This is a genomic window from Streptomyces sp. B1I3 (genome assembly GCF_030816615.1).
In the GTDB taxonomy this organism is placed as follows: domain Bacteria; phylum Actinomycetota; class Actinomycetes; order Streptomycetales; family Streptomycetaceae; genus Streptomyces.
On the sequence record NZ_JAUSYD010000001.1, the window covers coordinates 649902 to 670554 of the forward strand.

The 20653-nt window shown below is 68.7% G+C and carries 14 protein-coding genes; 10 read left to right on the forward strand and 4 right to left on the reverse strand.

Annotated elements, in window-relative coordinates:
- Positions 1 to 446 precede the first annotated feature (446 nt).
- A complete protein-coding gene (locus tag QFZ58_RS03290) occupies positions 447 to 1238 on the reverse strand; it encodes an MBL fold metallo-hydrolase (protein ID WP_307123376.1) in 792 nt (263 codons plus the stop codon).
- 86 nt (positions 1239 to 1324) lie between these two features.
- On the opposite strand from QFZ58_RS03290, the gene QFZ58_RS03295 reads away from it, so the two are divergent.
- The 4 genes from QFZ58_RS03295 (at position 1325) to QFZ58_RS03310 (ending at position 5998) form a co-directional block, all read left to right on the forward strand.
- The gene (locus tag QFZ58_RS03295) at positions 1325 to 1918 is read left to right on the forward strand and encodes an ABATE domain-containing protein (protein ID WP_373428511.1); all 594 of its coding nucleotides are present in this window, start codon (positions 1325 to 1327) and stop codon (positions 1916 to 1918) included.
- A gap of 306 nt (positions 1919 to 2224) precedes the next feature.
- Positions 2225 to 3595 carry a hypothetical protein gene (locus tag QFZ58_RS03300; RefSeq protein WP_307123378.1) on the forward strand — a complete coding sequence of 457 codons (1371 nt, stop codon included), beginning with the start codon at positions 2225 to 2227 and terminating at the stop codon, positions 3593 to 3595.
- 214 nt (positions 3596 to 3809) lie between these two features.
- Positions 3810 to 4532 carry an SMI1/KNR4 family protein gene (locus QFZ58_RS03305; RefSeq protein ID WP_307123379.1) on the forward strand — a complete coding sequence of 241 codons (723 nt, stop codon included), beginning with the start codon at positions 3810 to 3812 and terminating at the stop codon, positions 4530 to 4532.
- Positions 4533 to 5320: 788 nt separating this feature from the next.
- Positions 5321 to 5998, forward strand: coding sequence for an SMI1/KNR4 family protein (locus QFZ58_RS03310; protein ID WP_307123380.1), 678 nt, complete (start codon positions 5321 to 5323; stop codon positions 5996 to 5998).
- 75 nt (positions 5999 to 6073) lie between these two features.
- On the opposite strand, the gene QFZ58_RS03315 is transcribed toward QFZ58_RS03310, so the two are convergent.
- Positions 6074 to 6298, reverse strand: a complete 225-nt coding sequence (locus tag QFZ58_RS03315) for a hypothetical protein (RefSeq protein WP_307123381.1) — start codon at positions 6296 to 6298, stop codon at positions 6074 to 6076.
- Between the two features lie 794 nt (positions 6299 to 7092).
- Between QFZ58_RS03315 and yidD the strand changes: the two genes are divergently transcribed.
- The 5 genes from yidD (at position 7093) to QFZ58_RS03340 (ending at position 16472) form a co-directional block, all read left to right on the forward strand.
- Positions 7093 to 7413, forward strand: coding sequence for a membrane protein insertion efficiency factor YidD (yidD, locus tag QFZ58_RS03320; RefSeq protein ID WP_307128754.1), 321 nt, complete (start codon positions 7093 to 7095; stop codon positions 7411 to 7413).
- 1077 nt (positions 7414 to 8490) lie between these two features.
- Positions 8491 to 10020: an endo-1,4-beta-xylanase gene (locus tag QFZ58_RS03325; protein WP_307123382.1), complete on the forward strand. Its 1530-nt coding sequence runs from the start codon at positions 8491 to 8493 to the stop codon at positions 10018 to 10020.
- Between the two features lie 159 nt (positions 10021 to 10179).
- Positions 10180 to 12936: a glycoside hydrolase family 48 protein gene (locus QFZ58_RS03330; RefSeq protein ID WP_307128755.1), complete on the forward strand. Its 2757-nt coding sequence runs from the start codon at positions 10180 to 10182 to the stop codon at positions 12934 to 12936.
- Positions 12937 to 13257: 321 nt separating this feature from the next.
- Entirely contained in the window at positions 13258 to 15375 is a 2118-nt protein-coding gene (locus QFZ58_RS03335) for a glycoside hydrolase family 6 protein (RefSeq protein WP_307123383.1), read from the forward strand.
- 509 nt (positions 15376 to 15884) lie between these two features.
- Positions 15885 to 16472 (forward strand): pyridoxamine 5'-phosphate oxidase family protein, encoded by a 588-nt coding sequence (locus tag QFZ58_RS03340; protein WP_307123384.1) that lies wholly within the window; start codon positions 15885 to 15887, stop codon positions 16470 to 16472.
- Between the two features lie 447 nt (positions 16473 to 16919).
- Here QFZ58_RS03340 and QFZ58_RS03345 read toward each other — a convergent pair whose 3' ends face one another.
- Together QFZ58_RS03345 and QFZ58_RS03350 are read right to left on the reverse strand one after the other, a co-directional pair.
- Positions 16920 to 17465 (reverse strand): alpha/beta hydrolase, encoded by a 546-nt coding sequence (locus QFZ58_RS03345; protein WP_307123385.1) that lies wholly within the window; start codon positions 17463 to 17465, stop codon positions 16920 to 16922.
- Positions 17466 to 17783: 318 nt separating this feature from the next.
- Entirely contained in the window at positions 17784 to 18401 is a 618-nt protein-coding gene (locus tag QFZ58_RS03350; protein WP_307123386.1) for a sugar O-acetyltransferase, read from the reverse strand.
- 428 nt (positions 18402 to 18829) lie between these two features.
- On the opposite strand from QFZ58_RS03350, the gene QFZ58_RS03355 reads away from it, so the two are divergent.
- Entirely contained in the window at positions 18830 to 20206 is a 1377-nt protein-coding gene (locus tag QFZ58_RS03355) for an MFS transporter (protein ID WP_307123387.1), read from the forward strand.
- Positions 20207 to 20653: the final 447 nt, after the last annotated feature.

Consider the following 20653-nt stretch of genomic DNA (forward strand, 5'->3'; position numbering starts at 1 on the left):
CGCACAAGCTGACTGACACTCTCCTGCCGAGACACAGCTCGACCTCGAGAAGGACCCCCACCAGCTGATCGAGGCAATGCGGTCCGGGTTCGAACGGGGTTCCACTGCACTGCGCCTGACTGTCGAGCAGGCCAGAAGTCCGTGTCGACCGCGGTGACGGCCAGGCGGTGCGGGGACTCGCCGCAGTTCGAGTGCTCGAGCGGGAGGCAGTTCGGCCTGGAAGGCGCGGCCGTCCAGGGCGACCGGGGGATCGCCAGAACCTGCCTGAGTACGGGTCATGGAGTGCACGAGTTGGGGGGTCACGTGAGGGGACTGCAGTGACCGAACCGCTCGCCAGCCGAGAAGTACCAACAGCTCCGGCAGATCGGAGTTCGGCGGTCCGCCTGATCCCAGCCTGTGGGCAGGGTGGAGTGTCGGCGGGCCGCTGACGCTTGAGGCGCTGGGGCTCAGTCTCGCCGGCCCCAGTCCAGGCGGTCGGCAAGACCGGCGGCGCTGAAGGCGGCTACCAGCGCGTCGCGGCCTTCGGTGAAGTGAGCCCAGCTGTCGTAGTGGACGGGGACCACGCGGCGGGCGCCGAGGAGTTGGGTGGCCTCAGCAGCCTGGGCACTGTCCAGGACGATGAGCTGGTTGTCGAAGAGTTCGGGGAAGCGGGGGGCGCCGGCAAAGAGTAGGGCTGTGTCGATGGGGGCGAAGCGTTCGGCGATTTCCCTGACCGCGTCGAGGGAAGCGTTGTCGCCGCTTACGTAGACGGTCGGCAGCCCCTCTCCGGTCAGAACGAAGCCGACAACCTGGCCGGTGACCGGCTCGACCTCCTCACGCGGGCCGGGGCCGTGGACGGCGGGGACGCCGGTCACGGTGATCGAGCCGCCCTCGGGGCGGTTCAGCTCGATGGACTCCCAGTCGGCCAGGCCCTTGGCTGACGCCTTGAGGCGCTGTCCGCCACCGGGGGTGGTGAGGGTGAGCGGGATGTCGGCGAGCAGGGCCCGGCCGGAGGTGTCGAGGTTGTCGGGGTGCTCGTCGTGTGAGAGCAGAACCACGTCGATGGAGCCGAGATCGGCGGGCGCTCCGCCGGAGGGGGCGGTCTTGGTCAGGAACCGGCCGTCGGGGCGGGCGTAGTCGCCGGGGGTGTCGAAGGTCGGGTCGGTCAGGAAGCGCAGGCCGCCGTACTCGAAGAGGGCGGTCGGGCCGCCGAAGACGCGGACGGGAAACGAGTGGGGCGTAGCGGGAAGAGAAGACATCAAACACCTCACGGATGAGCGATATTTAACCGTGAGAGGATCGTACTCCCGTCTCACGGATAAGCGCAAGATGTACCATGAGGAACATGAAGGAGCCCTTGATCGAACAGCCCGGCCTGCCACCCGCGCAGGGCGAGGAAGAGCACCTCTCGCTCGCCCTTGCAAACAGCGCGATCACGCTGACGGGCGGGCACACGCTCGATCTTCTGGGCACTCCCGAACAGGCGAACCACTGGCTGACAGAACGCGGTCTCGCCCCCGTCGACGCCGGCATGCGGGAGATGTGCGCGACACAGCTGCGCTCGTTGCGCGAACAGGTCAGGTCGCTGTTCGCCTCCCGCGCCGAAGGTCTGCCCGCCCTCCCCGCCGCGGTCGGCGCCGTCAACGACGCGATGACCCGCGTCCCCACCGCTGCGTTGCTGCAGTGGGACGACAGAACCGGTCCCTACCGCGCCACCCCCCACCCCACCACCGCAATCGTGGAACACGCCCTGGCCACCCTCGCCACCGAGGCCTCCGACTTGCTCACAGGGCCCGACGCGGACCGCCTCACCGCCTGCGGCTCCGCCCCCTGCAACCGCTATCTGCTTCGCTACGGCCGCCGTCACTGGTGCTCCACCCGCTGCGGCGACCGCGCGCGCGCCGCCCGCGCCTACGCCCGTCGCACCGCCTCCCCATGACACTGCAACCGCCCAGCGGCCACCGGCGCTGAATCGAGCAACGCCCGGGCTCGCTGCTGCTCGAACCGGTTGCACATCTGCTGCCCGCTCGTGAACGGAGCCGTACGCGCCGCCGGCGAACGACTGCTCGGACCCCACCGCCCCTCGATGTCCGCAGGAGGAACGAGCGGGTCGGCCGGCCGCCAAGTGTTCTCCGACAAGCCGGAAAACCGGGGCGCGATGGGATCCCCTGCCATGTGATGATCATTCCGGTGCGCCGGGACTGCCTGCGCACCAGTCGCGGCACCACACCCTTGGGGGGTAGCAATGAGACTGTTCTCTGCTGGACGCCCGGTACGTCTCAGATCCGGCGCCGCCGTGGCGGTGGCGGCCGGTCTGCTGACTGCCGGCCTCGCAGCGCCCGCGTTCGCCGACGACGGCCCGCCGCAGACCGACCAGTTGTGGATCAACGAGCCGTATGAGCAAACGCTGCCGCTCGCCACCGACGGCGGCCAGCCGCAGTCCCGCACCCTCGGCGTCGGCATCTACCACGACAACGACAACTTCACGGTGACCGACGGCAGGCTCACCGTTGACGTCTCCGACCTCGCCGGGGTCGCCGAGGTGACCTGGCCTGACAACTGCACGCCGAGCGGCACAAGCGCGGTGTGCGACATCCCCGTGGTGCCCGCGATCGGGGGCGATTACGAGGACCAGGTGCTCCTGACGGTGCACGCGGCCGACGGCGCCGCAGCCGGCGTGCAGGGCAGTATCACCTACGAGGCGACGGCCACCGGTGGGCCCGACGGTGCGCTCACCGCACCGCACGAGAGCTTCCGCACCACGCTCACCGTCGGCGCCGGGCCCGACCTCGCCATCGCCCCCGTCGCCGACATCGAGGACGGTCGGCCCGGTGACGAGCGGACGATTCCGTTCAGGGTCACCAACAACGGCAACGAGAGCGCGAACGGGTTCACCGTCAAGCTGTACGCCTCCTACGGCCTCACGGATCTGACCCGGTACGACGCCTGCACCTACACCACGACGGACGGCACCGACTACGCCCCGTCGCACACGGCGGTCTGCACGTTCGAACAGGTGCTGGCGCCGGGCGACTCCTTCGAGCTGCCCGAACCGCTGACGGTGCGACTTGCTCCGCACGCCCTCAACGAGCGGCTCGACATCGACCTCGAGCCGAGCGACGGCGCCCAGGACCTCGACTCCCAAAACGACTACACGGTCCTCCAGATCAGCGCGGAGAGCACTGCGGACTTCTCCGTGACCGGTGACGCCATCTCCGGCGTGGCGGGCGAGACACGCACGGTCGAGCTCACGTTCAAGAACAACGGCCCGGCATGGTTCGGCAACCTCGGCTCCGGAGACCCGGTCGCCGAGGTCCGCCTGATCGTGCCCGAGGGCACCAAGGTGACCGGAGTGCCGTCCGGCTGCTACCCGCGTACCCTCGGCGGCGGCTACTACCCGAAGCAGACGGGTGCCCCGCGCTACGACTGCGACCTGCGGTACTGGGTACTGGAGGACGCCCGGCGCACGTTCGCGTTCTCCGTACGCGTCGACACCGTGGTGCCCGGCGCGACCGGTGCCGTGAGCATCCACCCCGCGTTCGGCGAGTTCGGTGAGTACCCCTTCGACTTCGACCCGGACCTCACGAACAACACGGCGGTCCTGGCCGTCAACTGATCAGCCCCCGGGTTCGGAGCAAGCCGTCCGCGCGGCTGCTCCGAACCCACCAAGCAGACAGCATCACTCACAGGCCGAACGACCGTACAAGGCGCGTGTCTGCGCACCGCTTCGTACGGCGGACCGGCCCGGAGTGTCGACGACGTCCAGGACCGTCCGGTCGGCGTGTCGGGGTACCCGGAGGGCACTTGGCTGGGACGGATATCGTCCTGGTATGAGACAAGGATTTGATCTTGCCGCGTCGCTCGCCAGAGGCGTCGAAGGCCGCAGTGGTGCGTGGACCTTCATCCAGGGCTTCGCCGCTCACTGGGCCGGCGCCGCCCTGAGAAGCAACGACGGATGGACGGAAGCCGATCTCGACGCTGCCGAGGAGAGGCTGGGTGTCCGGCTGCCCACGGTGTTGCGCGAGGCATATCTGCTGTTCGGACGTCGGCGGGATCTCACCAGCAACCACGATCTGCTCCTCGGCCCTGCGGAGCTGTATGTCGATGATGCCAAGGAGTCCCTGGTCTTCCGTCATGAGAATCAGGGAGCCGCGTCCTGGGGAGTCCTCCTCGACACTCTCCAGGATGACGATCCTGCGGTACTCATCCGGCTCGACCTTGCCGACAAGAGCGCGGAGCGGTGGGAGAGTTGGCTGGAGCGTCTTTCCCTTTGCTTCGTCGAGATCATCTTGTCGGAGTCTCTGCAGGCCGGTGAGGAGCTCTGCGACTTCCTCGACCCGGATGGCGACAGCCTCGAACTGCTGGAGACGCATTTCGTCCGACTGCCGTTCCCGGCGTACCCCCTCGGCGAGGAGACCCGCTGGTTCCTGGGCCAGGACGTCCTTCTGCGCGATGACGACGGGGCGGCCATCCTGGCGCGCGGCCGGACGACAGAAGACCTCGAGCGCGTTCGTGACCTGATCTCGGGCGATTGGCTCAATGACGGACGCTGACCCCGCCCTCCCCCACTCCTGCCGACCGATTCGGCCACGTAGGAGTCAGCCGAGCCCTGCTGGGGGCTCGGGTGACGGCGAGGCGGTAGGAGTCGGTGCAGTCTTCGCCGCACTCCCCCGACCTGCGGGGGCCAGTCTCGAAGCCTGCGCCACCAAGGCCCGGTCCTGCGCCGAGTCCTCGACGCAAGGGGGGCCCACAAAGCCCGCTTTCGGCTGACGAGGACTTTATCCGTCTGAGCACCGGCCGGAACATCGAGCAGTGCCTGACCGTCATGGCCGGCCAGCAGAAGATCGTCACCGGCACCGGGGAACGGCGCACGGCTTTCCTGTCCGCCCGCCCCACGGCCATCGTGACGGCGGAACAGCGCCTGTTCCCCGTCTCTGCGACGTAGGTATTGAAATCCGCCGGACGAGGGCCTGGTACTCCACCCATAGATCGTGATCTTGCTGGTGGGCGTGACTGGGCGCACTGGTTGGCCACCTAGGGCGTGTTTCGAAAGTAGCGTCGTCTGCCCGAAGGCAGGCCCGGGGGCGTCTGGTGCGTGCGATCGCAAGGCGGAGGGTCGCCTCGATACCGGGTGTATCGGGGTGATCCCGACAACGCAGCGAGCGTGCGTGCCAGACGCCCCCGGGCAGGCGGGACTTTCGAAACACGCCCTAGGGTCTCAGCTGGCCGATGTGCGTATTCTGCCGAGGGGTCTGGGGCGTCGGGCCGTTCCTGTGCCCGTCGGGACGGCAGTACAGGTCCCCGCGACCCAGATGTCGGCGGCTGCACGTACGGTCTGTGCATGACTGATCAGCGGTGGGTGGGTGTACGTCAGCGGGTCGAGGCGGCGGGTGCAGGGCCTGGGGGCGGCGAGGTGTTCGGGGCTTTGGGGCACAAGTGGGTCGTGGAGGAGCCGCTCACCCGGGGCGAGCTTGCCGAACTCGAGGCTCAGATAGGCGTACGGCTACCGGAGGAGTACAGGGCCTTCCTGCTCCACGTGGGCGCGGGCGGCTCCGGCCCGGCGTACGGCCTGTTCCCGGTTCGGCGCATGCAAGGCCGCTGGCGTTGGGAAGGCGACGGCGCGGACCTGGCCGACCTGTCCAGGCTTGCCGAGCCGTTCCCCGACCAGGGCCCGGACCCGAAGCTGCTCGACGACCTCCTTGCCCAACGCCCCGAGGAAGAGGGCTTCGACGACATTGAGGACTTCGACGACGCCATCGAGGCATGGGACGAGCGGTGGGAGACCGTCATGTTCTCCCCTGAGCGCACCGCCGGCGCCATCGTGATCTCCCACCTGGGCTGCGCCCAGAGGGAGTGGCTGATCATCAGCGGCAGCCACCGCGGCACGATCTGGTCCGACTGCCGGGTGGACGACGTCGACCTCGCGCCACTCCTCGACGACGACGCCATGCCGGTGAGGTTCGCCCGCTGGTACACCGACTGGCTGGAGGAAGCCGAGCGCACAGCCCTGTCGGCGTAGGCAAGTCGCCCTGTGCTGTTGAGCCTGTCCGGGCCGCTTTCCTTCGGACGGGCGGCCTGGGTCAACGCGAGCCGGCTACACCTCGCCGGTGGCGAACAGCTCGAGGTGCCCGCACTTGGGGCAGCGGAACGCCTCTATCTGCCGCCGGGGCCGGCCCATCCGCTTGGCGCCCCCGAAGACCCCCCGTTCCAACGCGCCCTCGATCCAGCGCGCGTACCCGCGCGAGTGCTCGCCGGCGTCCTCGATGAACCCATCCATCAGGCCGACGGTGCCGCAATCGGTGCAGGTGTAGTTGTTCATCCCGCGAGTGTAGGAAACGGTGCGTCCGAATACCGTCTGACTCTTCGGCTGCTGCCCGTCGCAGCGCTCTCGACTGTTCACCGGACACCTCAGCGACAGCCAGAACTCGAGGCGGTAAGGTCAGCGGCGAGGCACAGCCGAATTGATTGACGCCAACAGGGTGGCCCATAGGGGCAGTTCGCGCCTGTCATCCATCAGGCGCTGGTGGACGTCGATCAGTTCGCGGTACGTGAGCTGCGGCTCGGCGGCGGGTGTGGGTGGCCTCGTCGGCCGCTTCCTTCTGCAGCTACCGGGCGCGGATGAGCGCCGCGTACGTCCGGATGCGGCACCGACAGTCATCCATCGCCCCTCTCCCGGCCGACGGCCGGCGGGCCACCGTCAGGGGGCAGATCGCCGGACTCGCGCGTGACGACAGGGACGTCGTGGAGGTCCTGCACCCGGGCCGGCCCGCCCGACGCCGAGTACCCGGGCCGGCCCGACACCGAGCAACTGCTGGACGACCGTCCTCGCAGTGGCCGACCTCGTCGCGCTGGAGTGATTACTCAAAGACACTGTCCTCGGATGCCGGACGGACTCCCTGGTGCTCGCCGGATCCTTGGGGGCCGTACGTAGGATTACGGCACAGTCGAAGTACAGGGGCAGGTCAGGTGGCAGGGCGGCGCAAGGACAGCAAGGGCGGCAGGGGCAGCAGGGGCAACAGGGGCAACAGGGGCAACAGGGGCAACAACCGTAAGGAGAACTGTGGCGACGCGTGCGCCGACAGCTGCTTCTGGAGCCGTACGTGTTGCCCCGACATGTGGGTCGCCCTCCTCCTCGCCGCTGTCCTGTCTCGAGGAGCCGACCCTTCGCAGTCCGGGGGTGAGGATCGGGCGGCCCCCCGCCCGGACGGCCGGGCGGCGGGCGCGCTGTACGAGGTGGTCCGGCGCTACCGGACGAGGGTCAGTCCACTGCTGCCCGCGTGCTGTCCGTACACGCCGAGCTGCTCCACCTGCGCCGTCAAGGCGCTGCACCGGCATGGTGCGCTCCGTGGTGGCCGGCTGGTCCTGGCGCGTCTTCTGCGGTGCCGGCCGGGAGCCGCCCGGCGGCGGGGCTTCCACGATCCGGTTCCCGCCTGACGGACGGTCCCAAGACCAGGTGCCATGACCTCGTGTCATGACGAGTAGCGCGACGATTCTCGCGCTCCTCCGGACCACGGCCAGTCCCCCCACGAGCCACAGCACGGAGAGCCCGCCGAGCGCCCGCCAGGACCACGTCCGGCCGGTCCGTCCCATGCGATGCTCCCGGTGGCTACATCCGTCCGGGACGCCCTACCCAGCAGCCGGGCCACACAACCGCACGGGCTTGCGAAATATCCTGGCAGGCCGGCTCCCGGCGCCTGCACCGGGAGCGCTCCCGCGGTGCAGCCGATCGGCGGCCGCACCGAGCAGCACGCCCGCCGGTCACGACGCCACCGGCCCCGTCGCGACCGGATCGCCGCACGCGCGTCGAACCATGCACGTGTCACTTTCCGTCAACACCGGGACGCGTGCAGGCAAGGCGCGCCGCCTTCCGGCTCCGGGCCCGCGCACACCGCCGACTCCACGCACGCCATCGCACTTCGCCATGACCACTCCCCCTCCCCCATCTTCCCTGCCAGGCGCTTCATCCCCTTACCGACTCACGCCACTGTCCGGCGACGGCACCGGTCACGATCCGTGCGGGCTTACCCACGGAGGTGGACCGCACCGGTGCGCCGTCTCACACAGGGCGCCTTCTGTGTCACCGAACGTAAGAACTCAGGATGTGGCGGGCCGGCGCGGCAGCAGCCACCGACGCGCGCACGCGAACGGTCCGGGACCGCTGCCGCGCACCCCCGCAGGGCGTTCATGCCGTGGCCGCGAAGGCATCGCTCCACCGCCCGGAACCGCCGCTCCGACGTGCGCAACCCACCCCTTCGACATCGGCAACTGCAGTCGTCCGGGCCCTCGTTCAACGTGTGGCCGCGTTAACGCGCTCGTAAGGCAGTTGTGATGCAAGTCTTGACAGGTGCCTATCATCACGTCACCTTGGGAGCGCTCCCATAGCCACGACTTACAGAGTCCAGCCACTCCATGACCCCCTTCTCCCCCAGCACCGGGTGGAGAAGAGCGTTACGGGGCGCAGAAGCGCTCCCCGTCACGCTCCACGCTGCCCGGCAGAGGAAGGCGTTTGCCATGAGCTCGGTGAAGCGCTGCAGAAGCAGCCGCGCCAGAGGGATCCCGGCCCTTTTGGTCGGAGCCCTCGCCCTCGCCCTGACGGGTGGATCGGCGACCGCGGCCCAGCAGGGCACATTGCATGTACTCGCCGCCGCACACGGCAAGTATTTCGGCTCCGCCACCGACAACCCCGAACTGCCCGATGCCGCCTACTCGGCCACCCTGGGTTCCGAGTTCGGGCAGATCACCCCCGGCAACTCCATGAAGTGGGATGCCACCGAGCCCGCCCAGGGCCGGTTCGACTTCGCCAAGGGCGATGCGATCACCGACTTCGCCGCACAGCACGGCCAGACCGTGCGCGGCCACACCCTCGTCTGGCACAGCCAGTTGCCGAACTGGGTCGGCGCTCTGCCGTCGGCGCAGGTCGAGGCGGCGATGACTCACCACGTCACCGAGGTGGTCACGCATTACCGCGGCGCGGTCACCGCGTGGGACGTGGTGAACGAGCCGTTCAACGAGGACGGGACCTTCCGCACAAGTCCCTTCCACACCGCCATGGGAACCGACTACATCGCCACCGCCCTGCGCGCCGCCCACGCCGCGGACCCGGACGCCAAGCTGTACCTCAACGACTACAACATCGAGGGGCTCGGTGCGAAGAGCGACGCCATGTACGAGCTGGTGAGCGAGCTGCTCGACGAGGGCGTGCCGCTCGACGGAGTCGGGATGCAGGCACATCTGGCCGTCCAGTACGGCTTCCCGTACCAGATGCAGGCGAACATGCAGCGGTTCGCCGACCTCGGCCTCGACGTCGCCATCACGGAACTCGACGTGCGCATGCAACTGCCCGCCGACGCCGCCAAGACCGCCACGCAGGCCACGTACTACCGGCAAGTGGTCGAGGCCTGCCTGGCGGTCGAGCACTGCGTCGGCATCACGGTCTGGGACTACACCGACAAGTACTCCTGGGTTCCGAGCACGTTCCCCGGTCAGGGCGCGGCCAACCTGTACGACGAGAACCTGCTGCCGAAGCCCGCCTACTCCGCCGTGCGCACCGCTCTGGGCGGCGGGGACGACGCCGGGGAGGGCGGAGACCCGGGCGCGCTCAGGGCGCAGTACCGCAACAGCGACTCTTCGGCGGGCGACAACCAGATCAAGCCCAGCCTCCAACTCGTGAACACCGGCGGCACGACGATCAGCCTCTCGGACGTGACGGTCCGGTACTGGTTCACCTCCGACGACGGGGCTTCCACATACAGCACGTGGTGCGACTGGTCGTCGATCGGCTGTTCCGACGTCACCCACCGGGTGGCCGCCCCGAGCACGCCGAAGGCCGGAGCAGACCACTACCTCGAAGTCGGCTTCGGCGGCGGCAATCTGGCCCCGGGCGCCGCAACCGGCGAGATTCAGCTGCGCCTGAACAAGACTGACTGGTCCGCCTTCGACGAGTCGGACGACTACAGCCACGGTAGCGGCACCTCGTACGCGGATGCCTCGAAGATCACCGTCTACCTGGGCGGCGAGCCGGTCTGGGGCATCGAGCCCTGACCGGCCGGCCAGACCGGCCGCACCGCCTTCCGCTCGCCGCCACGCTTTCCCCCTCGACCTCCGCCCCCTTCTTCACCCCCTCCTTCCCCCAACGACCCCGCCAATGGAGGATTTGTGTCGATATCACGTAGAACTTTCAGTAGCGCGCTGGGCGGCAGCCTGCTCGCCGTGGGTATGGCGCAGGGCACCGCCGTCGCCAAGCCCGCGTCGCCTGCGGCCGGCACCGGTGCCCGCGCGGCCGCGGCCGACGACCCGTACACCCAGGCCTTCCTCACCCAGTACGGCAAGATCAAAGCGTCCGCCAACGGCTACTTCAGTCCGGAGGGTCTGCCCTACCACTCGGTCGAGACCCTGATGGTCGAGGCCCCCGACCACGGCCACCAGACCACATCGGAGGCCGTCAGCTTCTGGATGTGGCTGGAGGCCGCGTACGGCAGGGTGACCGGGAACTGGGCGCCCTTCAACGCTGCCTGGGCTGTCGCTGAGAAGACCATCATTCCCCAGCACGCGGACCAGTCGACCGCCGGCTCCTACAACCCGTCGGCTCCCGCGACCTACGCCCCGGAGCATCCGCTGCCCAGCGGCTACCCCTCCGCCCTGGACGGCACGGTCAAGGTCGGCACGGACCCGCTCGCCACCGAACTCGCCGCGTCCTACGGGACGATGGACGTCTACGGCATGCACTGGTTGATGGACCTGGACAACGTCTACGGCTACGGCAACAAGCCGGGCACCGGTGGCGAGTCAGGGCCGGGCGCCGGGGCCTCTTTCATCAACTCCTACCAGCGCGGTGCGCAGGAATCGGTGTGGGAGACGGTCCCGCAGCCCACCACGGACCTGTTCAAGTACGGCGGTCCCAACGGATATCTGGATCTGTTCGTCGACGACGCCAGTTACGCCAAGCAGTGGAAGTACACCAACGCGCCGGACGCCGATGCCCGCGCGGTGCAGGCTGCCTACTGGGCGTACCGCTGGGCCTCCGCCCAGGGCAAGGCCGGCGAGGTCGCGGCCTCGGTCGCGAAGGCCGCCAAGATGGGCGACTACCTCCGCTATGCCATGTTCGACAAGTACTTCAAGCGGGTCGGCGACTGCACCGACCCCGCCTCCTGCCCGGCCGCCACGGGCCGTGACTCCCAGCACTACCTGCTGTCCTGGTACTACGCCTGGGGCGGCGCCGCAGCGGGCAGCGGCGGCGGCTGGGCCTGGCGCATCGGTGACGGTGCCTCCCACCAGGGCTACCAGAACCCGCTGTCGGCCTGGGCGCTTTCCAACGTGCCGGCGCTGACCCCCAAGTCGGCGACGGCCAGGGGCGACTGGTCCAAGAGCCTGACCCGGCAGCTGGAGTTCCTGACCTGGCTGCAGTCCAGCGAGGGTGCCTTCGCGGGCGGCTGCACCAACAGCTGGGAGGGCAGGTACAGCAAGCCTCCGGCCGGAACGCCCACCTTCTACGGCATGGCCTACGACTGGCAGCCGGTCTACCACGACCCGCCGAGCAACAACTGGTTCGGCTTCCAGGCCTGGGGCATGGAGCGCCTCGCCGCGTACTACCACGAAACAGGCAACGCGACCGCCAAGGCGGTGCTGTCCAAGTGGGTCGCCTGGGCCTCGTCCGAGACGACGGTGGGCGCCGACGGCAGCTTCCGCTTCCCGTCCACGCTCAACTGGACGGGGAAACCCGACACCTGGAACCCGGCGTCCCCCGGTGGCAACGCGGGTCTGCACGTCACGGTCGTGGACTACGCCAACGACGTCGGTGTGGGCGCCGCGTACGTCAAGACGCTCACCTACTACGCCGCCAAGTCGGGTGACGAGGATGCCGCGGCGCTGGCCAAGGCGCTGCTGGACGCGATGGCGCTGAACGCCACCGACAAGGGCATCTCGGTGCCGGAGACCAGGAGGGACTACAACCGCTTCAACGACGAGGTGTACATCCCGGCCGGGTGGTCGGGGACGATGCCGAACGGCGACAGCATCGCGCCGGGTTCGACGTTCATCGACATCCGCAGCTGGTACAAGGACGACCCGGACTGGCCGAAGGTGCAGGCCTACCTGGACGGCGGCGCGGCCCCCACGTTCACGTACCACCGGTTCTGGGCGCAGGCCGCCCTCGCGCTGGCCTTCGCCATCTACGCGGAGCTGCTGGTGGAGGGCGGCGGGGGCCCGGGTGGGGACACCGAGGCGCCGACGGCCCCGGCCGGCCTCACCGTGACCGCGACGACCAGCAGCAGCGTGTCGCTCTCCTGGTCGGCCGCCACCGACAACGTCGCCGTGACCGGCTACGACGTCTACCGCAACGGGGTGCTGGCGGGGAACGCCACCACCCGGACGTTCACCGACACGAACCTCGCGGCGGCGACCGGGTACAGCTACGCGGTCGCGGCACGGGACGCGAGCGGCAACACCTCGGCGCTTTCGGCCGCGGTCACCGCCACCACGAAGAGCGGTGGCTCCACGGGCACCGGCGCGGTGAAGGTCCGGTACAGGAACAGCGACTCGTCCCCCGGTGACAACCAGATCAGGCTGGGCCTGCAGGTGCTGAACACGGGCAGCGCCCCGATCGACCTGTCGACGGTCAAGGTGCGGTACTGGTTCACCTCCGACGGCGGCCCGAGCACCTTCAGCACCTACTGCGACTACGCCGCACTCGGTTCGTCCACCATCACCCATTCGGTGTCGGCCGTCTCCAGCCCGAAGACGGGTGCCGACCGCTATCTGGAGGTCGGCTTCACCGGCGGTGCCGGCACCTTGGCCGGCGGCGCGTCGACGGGTGAGATCCAGCTGCGGCTGAACAAGAGCAACTGGTCCAACTTCAACGAGAGCGACGACTACAGCCGCGCCACCAACACCGCGTACGCCGACGCCTCCAAGATCGGGGCCTACGTCGCCGGCACCCTCGCCTGGGGGATCGAGCCGTGACCCGCATGAGGTTCCCGGCGCCGACCGGAGCTGCTGCGGTGCTCGCACTCCGGCGCCCTGTCCGCGGGCACCGCCCCGTGACCTGCCGCTGACCGGCCGGCCACCCATCCCACTCCCGATGGCGGGGTACCCATCCGCCCCGCGGTACCCGCCATCGGGGCAAGACCACCGTCCTCACCGACGCACCGCAGGTCCCGTCCCCACCGACGGCGGCCTGACGGGAGCAGTGAGCCCCGACCGGGCCGCCCGCTCCCGGGACACACCCCCACGAACCGTCTGCGGGGAGCACTCGCAGGCGTACGAGAGGAGCACGGAGCCGCAATGAGTACCAGAGGCACCATCATGCACGGGCTGCGCCGGAGGCTGGCCGCAGTCTCCGCCCTGGCCATGGGCGCGGCGCTGGCCGTCGCCATCCCCACACCCGCCTCGGCGGCGGCACGGGTCGACAACCCCTACGTGGGCGCCAAGGCATACGTGAATACTGACTGGTCCGCCAAGGCGGCGGCCGAACCGGGCGGCGCCGCCATCGCCGACACGCCGTCCTTCGTCTGGATGGACCGCATCGCGGCCATCGAGGGCTCGGCCACGGCGAAGAGCCTGCGGCAGCACCTCGACACGGCACTGGACCAGGGTGCGAACCTGTTCCAGGTCGTCATCTACGACCTGCCGGGACGGGACTGCGCCGCACTGGCGTCCAACGGTGAGCTCGGCCCCACCGAGCTCGGCCGCTACAAGAGCGAGTACATCGACCCGATCTCCGACATCCTCGCCGACCCGGCGTACGCGAGCCTGCGCATCGTCACGATCATCGAGCCCGACTCGCTGCCCAACATAGTCACCAACGCGGGCGGCACAGCAGGTTCGACCGACGCCTGCGCGACGATGAAGGCGAATGGCAACTACGAGAAGGGTATCGGCTACGCGCTGCACACTCTCGGCGCCATTCCCAACGTCTACAACTACATCGACGCCGCCCACCACGGCTGGCTGGGCTGGGACACCAACATGGGCCCGGCCGCAACGGAGTTCAAGAAGGCGGCCACGTCCGAGGGCGCGACGGTCGCCGACGTCTCGGGCTTCATCGTGAACACGGCCAACTACTCGGCGCTCAAGGAGCCGAACTTCAAGATCACCGACTCCGTGAACGGCACCACGGTGCGCCAGTCCAAGTGGATCGACTGGAACTACTACGCCGATGAGCTGTCGTTCGCCCAGGCGCTGCGCACCAAGCTGGTGGCCGAAGGGTTCAACTCCAACATCGGCATGCTGATCGACACGGCCCGCAACGGCTGGGGCGGCTCCCAGCGGCCCACCGCCGCCGGTCCGCTGACCAGCGTGGACACCTACGTGAACGGCGGCCGGGTCGACCGGCGCATCCACGCGGGCAACTGGTGCAACCAGAGCGGCGCCGGCATCGGCGAGCGTCCCACCACCGCCCCGGAGCCCGGTATCGACGCGTACGTCTGGGCCAAGCCCCCGGGTGAGTCGGACGGCAACAGCGCCCCCGTCGAGAACGACGAGGGCAAGGGCTTCGACCGGATGTGCGACCCGACGTACACCGGTAACGGCCGGAACGGCAACAGCATGACCGGCGCACTGCCGAACTCCCCGCTCGCGGGTCACTGGTTCTCCGCGCAGTTCCAGGAGCTGGTGCGCAACGCCTACCCGGCGATCGACGGCAACGGCGGCGGTGGCAACGGCGACACCCAGGCGCCGTCCGCCCCGACCGGCGTGACCACGACGGCGAAGACCAGCAGCAGCGTCTCGCTGTCCTGGACGGCGTCGACCGACAACACCGGCGTGACCGGCTATGACGTGTTCCGCAACGGAGTGAAGGTGGGCTCCTCCGCCACGACCTCGTACACCGACTCGGGCCTGACGGCCTCGACCGCCTACAGCTACACGGTCAAGGCCAAGGACGCCGCCGGTAACGTCTCGGCGGCCTCCAGCGCCCTCTCGGTCACCACGTCCGCGGGCGGCGGCACCGGAACGGGCACGCTCAAGGTCCAGTACAAGAACACCGACTCCTCCGCGACCGACAACCAGATCCGGATGGGTCTGCAGCTGGTCAACACCGGCAGCACCGCGGTGAACCTGTCCACCGTGAAGCTGCGCTACTGGTTCACCCCTGAGGCCGGGGCCTCCACCTTCGGCACCGCGTGCGACTGGGCGGTCGTCGGCTGCGGGACCCTGACGCACGGGGTGAAGACCGCCGGTTCGGCAGCCGGTGCCAGCCACTACCTCGAGGTCGGCTTCGGCAGCGGCACCCTCGCCGCCGGCGCCTCCACCGGTGAGATGCAGCTCCGGGTGAACAAGAGCGACTGGTCCAACTTCAACGAGGCGGACGACTACAGCCGTTCGACCGGCACGTCGTACGCCGACGCGGCGAAGATCGGCGTGTACGTGGCAGGCGCGCTCTCCTGGGGCACCGCCCCTTGATCCTGCCGCCCCCGCCCCCACCGCCGTACTGACGCGGTGACGGGCCCGGGCCCGGGATCTCATGCGACCCGCCCCCTGCCGGACAGCCGGCAGGGGGCGGTGTCATGTTCACGAAGCCGGACCCCCGATCCTCTGCTGCTGTGTCGTCATGGCGGAGACGCTGGATGCTGGAGCGCGCTCCCGGTCAAGGGCGGTCAGGCAATGCGCGGGTCTTGCCATAACGGGTGGTGACAGCCCGCTACCGTTCAATGTGTCGCGGCAGCGCCCGACAACAATGCGCTGCTTGTAGCGTGTTCGCGTTCCCCGGGTGTTCTCGATGGAGGGGTGCGGTCGCTGCGGCAAGCGACGACTCCGCCGTGAACGGCGGTCGCTTGCACCCTCCGCACAGGGCGAGCTGCGTCACCTATGGCCCCTCGAAACTCCGTTGATGAACGAGGAATCGAAGGTTCGCGCCTGGGCCGGGCAAGTTTGTCAGACAGGCGCGAGATTTCCTTACATAATCCTTGAATATGGGAAAGACTCACGAACGAATCGACGGCCGGTTGCGCACCTTCATAGAGCAGCAGCCGATATTCTTCACCGCGACCGCCCCGCTGGACGGCGACGGCACGGTCAACCTCTCCCCCAAGGGCCTCAAGGGCTCCTTCGCGGTGCTCGACGAGGAGCGGGTCGCCTATCTCGACTTCGCCGGCAGCACTGCCGAGACCATTGCGCACCTGAGGGAGAACGGCCGGATCACGGTGATGTGGTGCGCCTTCCAGGGGCCGCCCAACATCGTTCGGGTACACGGCCGGGGCGAGCCCGTCTTCCGTGACGACCCGCGCTTCAAGACACTGCTCGCACACTTCCCGGGCATCGACCCGGCCCTGCACGGGCTGCGCGCGATCATCGTGGTGACGGCCGAACTCGTCCGTGACTCCTGCGGATACGCGGTGCCCTTCATGGCGTACGACGAAGATCGCGACCTGCACGGCAAGCGCTTCTCGCGAGAGGACGACGCCTCGCTGAGCGCCTACTTCACCAAGAAGGAGCACATCGCACAGAGCATCGACGGCCTGCCCGGGCTGCCTCTTCCGCTGCCGCCCGGTGACTTCTGAGCAACGGCACCTCCTCCTGCGGCGGCTGCCCTGGCCGTCGTACCTGCCGTTGGCGCGCTCCCTACCTTCCTGCCGGCCATGCCACTGGACGGTAACGGCCCGCCGAGCCGGACCGGATGGCCACCACCGGCGGGGCGTCCTCCATCCCGCCCAGACGGCTCCCGCACAGCCCACCCGCCCCTTTGCTTCTTGTCCTGCCCTGCAGCAACACCCCCTCGTGGCAGCCCTGTTCGCGATCACCGGATCCGCGAAGTCGGCCGAAGAGGCCGAGGCGGAGCTGAAGGCGTACAGCGAGACCATCGGCTAGGACTCGTCCGGGCGATACGGCGTCGCCTGATGATGAGGGATGAGACATCGTGATGCGGCACGCCCGGGCGGGCCGCATCAGCGAGGAAGCCGATGTCGACGCGGAGGCTGGGGCGATACCTCCGCGTCGGAGCGGTCGTCTCAGCGGTCGACGAGCGTGCGAAGGAGTTCCCGGCCGACCTGCCAGTCGCCGAGGTCGCTGTCTGAATTGATATGTCCGTGGCTTCCGATGAGGGGCTGTTGTGCCTGCCATCCGTGCGCGATTGAGGCGGACGTCGTCGGGTCGCAGTAGGGGTCGTCGTCGCTGGCGACCATCAGGCTCCGGCATGGCAGGGGGCGAACGGCCAACTCCAGGAACGTTGATGCGGCCTCGCGCGGGAACGCCGGTCCATGGAGATCGGGCGGCGCGACCAGGAACGCGGTAACCCCGTCGGGTTCCGCCTGGTTCAACCAGTGCGCAGCCGCCCAGCAGCCCAGACTGTGAGCCACCAGAACCACCTCACTGTCACGCCGGGAAGCGATCTCGTAGGCCGCCTGGACCGCGGCGACCCAGTCCTGCAGGTCCGGCCTGCTCCACGAGGTGGGTACGATCCGGACCGCTGAGGCTCCCCACTGGTTCTCCCACAGGCTCTGCCAGTGCCTGTCATCCGAACCATCGATGCCGGGGATGATGACGTACGCGGCCACCGCGCACCGCCCTTCCGCTCGTGGCCCCCACACTTCGTGGACACCTCCTGGGGGGATTCTCGATGGGCCGGCCGCAACAAGCGAGCCCAGCAGATGAGAAGGACAGTCGCTGAGATGGTCGGATCACGTTCGGGTGCGACGCTGCCGAGTCGCCCGGCAAGAGCGAGCGTTGCCAACCGCGGGATCGAGCGTGGTGTGATGTATACGACCTGGTGCGAGCCACCTGCACCGCGCTGTCTTCGAGGTTCACGAGATGCGACAGGCCCCGTCCGCGCCGGCGCGGCTCCAGGAGCCGGCCCGCCGAGGCTCGACGTCCCGCTAACGCTCCTGGCGCTGATCTCCGGCGGCACGCGTGGTGAGGTCCTCGTCCGTGATGGAGCGAACCACCCGGCAGGGGGTGCCGACCGCGACGGTCATCGCGGGAATGCTGCGGCTGACAACACTGCCGGCGCCGACGACCGCCCCGTATCCGATACGAACGCCGGGCAGGACCACGACGTTGCTGCCGATCCAGACCTTGTCCTCGATCGTGATCGGTTCCGAGAACCGTCCGAAGTCAGCCCGTCGCGAGGGATGCACCGGGTGTCCGGTCGTGGACAGTGTCACGCTGGGCGCGATCATGACCCCGTTGCCTATGCGGATGTCCACGTCGTCGACGAACGTGAGGTTCACGTTTCCGAAGAAGTCGTCGCCGATGTGGACGTTGCTGCCGAACCCGGCGTGGAACGGCGGCAGCAACACCGTGCGCTCACCGACTGATCCGAAGATCGCTACGAGCAGCGATCGGCGCTTCTCCGCTTCACCCGGTGGCGTGTGGTTGTACTCGAAGATCTGATCGGTTCGGCGCTGCGGGGCCTGGAAGGCCGCTTCCGACTCGGTGTAGACCAGCCCCTTGGCTATCCGCGCCCGGACTTCTCCCTCGCGCGCATGCGTCACAGCGCAATGCTCCCCTCGACCAACCGTCGGGCACTGGCCCGGCGCGCGCTCCGGTCGACCACGCGCATCGAGAGCCTACGTGCACAGCGGAGACCCTGTGATCTCTTTGGGATCACAGGATCGGCATGACCACGCGCCCCACGCCCTTCTGCGAACTACCGGTTCAACGTGTCGGGTTCGCGGGAGGCAAGCGAGGCCACCTTTCGCGTCCGGCCACCGGCGACTAGGGTTCAGGCGCGGCAAGTCACCTACGAGGAGCTGAGACATGGTCGGTCTCCCGAGCGCGCGCTGACGTTCCAGGCCGATCGGCCTGTCATCGCGTGCTGCCCTTGATGGCGCGGCACAGCGAGCCTCTCTCCGCCTGAACTGCCGGACTCCCGTTGCGTGCCGGACGGCGGGGCCCGTTGTCGGCGACCCAAGGGATCCGCGTGCCATCCGCTTCCTCCGTAGGATCCGACTCCGGTCACCGTGTTCCGTCAAGCCTGTGGCGGGACGCCGACTTCCGCCGGCTCTGGGTGGGCCAGACGGCCTCCCAACTCGGTGAACACGCAAGTCTGGTGGTCCTTCCGCTCTTTGCCGTCCTGACACTCAGCGCCAGCGCCGGCCAGTTGGGCGTCCTCCGCGCGGTGGGGCAGGCGCCGGTCCTGTTGCTCTCGCTCTTCGTCGGCGCGTGGGTGGACCGGTGGCGGACCCGCACGACGATGGTCCTCACGGACGTCGGTCGGGCCCTGGCCCTGGGCGCCGCCGCAGTAGCCGGCCTCTTCGGCTGGCTCGGCTTGCCCGGCCTGCTTCTGCTCGCCTTCGTCACCGGGGCCTTGTCCGTGTTCTTCGACGTGGCGTACCAGGTGTCTCTCGTACGACTGGTGGAACGGGACCAACTGGTGCAGGGGAACAGTGCGCTGGAGGGCAGCCGGTCCGCAGCGCAGATCGGCGGTCCCGCTCTGGGTGGTGCGTTGGTGTCCCTGTTGTCGATGCCGGTCGCTGCCGTCTCCAGCGCGCTGTTTTTCGCACTGTCGTTCCTGTCGATCCGGCAGATCCGCCGGTCCGAATCGATCCCGGAGCGCGCGGACCACCGCCCTCGGGTCTGGCGACGGATTCACGAGGGTTTACGTTTCGTCGCCGGCAATACCGCGCTGCGGACCGTGTGTCTGGCCGCGGCCGCCTTCCAGTTCTCCTTCGCGGCCATGATGACCGGCTATCTGCTCTTCCTGCCACGGGAACTGCACCTGTCCGGCACCGCCACCGGGCTGGCACTCGCGGCAACAGGACCGGGGGCGTTGCTGGGCTCCATGCTGGCCGCCCGCCTGCCTAACCGGTTCGGGTACGGCCCTGTACTCGTGTCCGCGGCTGTACTCGGCGACGGCGTGTTCCTGTGTGTACCCGCGCTGCGTGGCTCCTCTGCGATGACGATCCCCGTGCTCCTAGCGATCAACTTCGTGTTCGGCATTTTCAGCCAGTTGGTGAATGTCACGATCATGGCCGTCCGGCAGGCCTCGACTCCGGACTGGATACAGGGCCGTGCGGCTGCCACGATCACGTTCGTCGGCATGGGTATGGCCCCGATCGGGTCTCTGATCGGCGGATTACTCGCGGAGCAGTGGGGGTTGCGCACCAGCCTCCTCGTAACGGCCGCATGCATGATGCTGTCCCCAGTGGTGATGGCTCTGTCCTCGCTCGCACGCCTGGGACGGGTGCTTCCGTCATCGCGCGACGCTCCGCTGAAGGCCGCCCACCCCAAGGCCCACGTACTGGCCCGGCGCGATACTGATACAGATCATGACAGATCTGCTGAAACCCATACGTGAGTCGGGAGTCGGACCGCCAGCCTGCCATGTGGCACTGCTGCGCCCTTCGGGCCGATTGTCGGTGGCTGGTGATACCCATAGGGCGTGAAGGATGCGATTCTCGGTGCGATAGCCGTCCTGCATGAAGCCTTGCCGACAGCAATCCGAATCGCTCGCCTGGGTTGGGACGAGTTTCGGGCGTGGGAGCGAACGCAGGGGGTGGTGCTGCCTGAGCCGTATCGCACCTTCGTGGCTGAGATCGCGCATGGAACCGACGACGGTCCGCCTGATAAGGGTGGTCTCCTGCCCGTGGGCAAGAAGCCGGAAAGCTGGGCTGTCTGGGAAGCGGACCGTCGGATGGGCCCGAAGTCGTTCGCCGGCACCGCCGCACGCGTGCTCGATCGCCAGGTGGCCTGGGTGAGGGCCCCGTCGGAAGCCACCCGATGTCCCCTTAGGATCGGCTCGGCA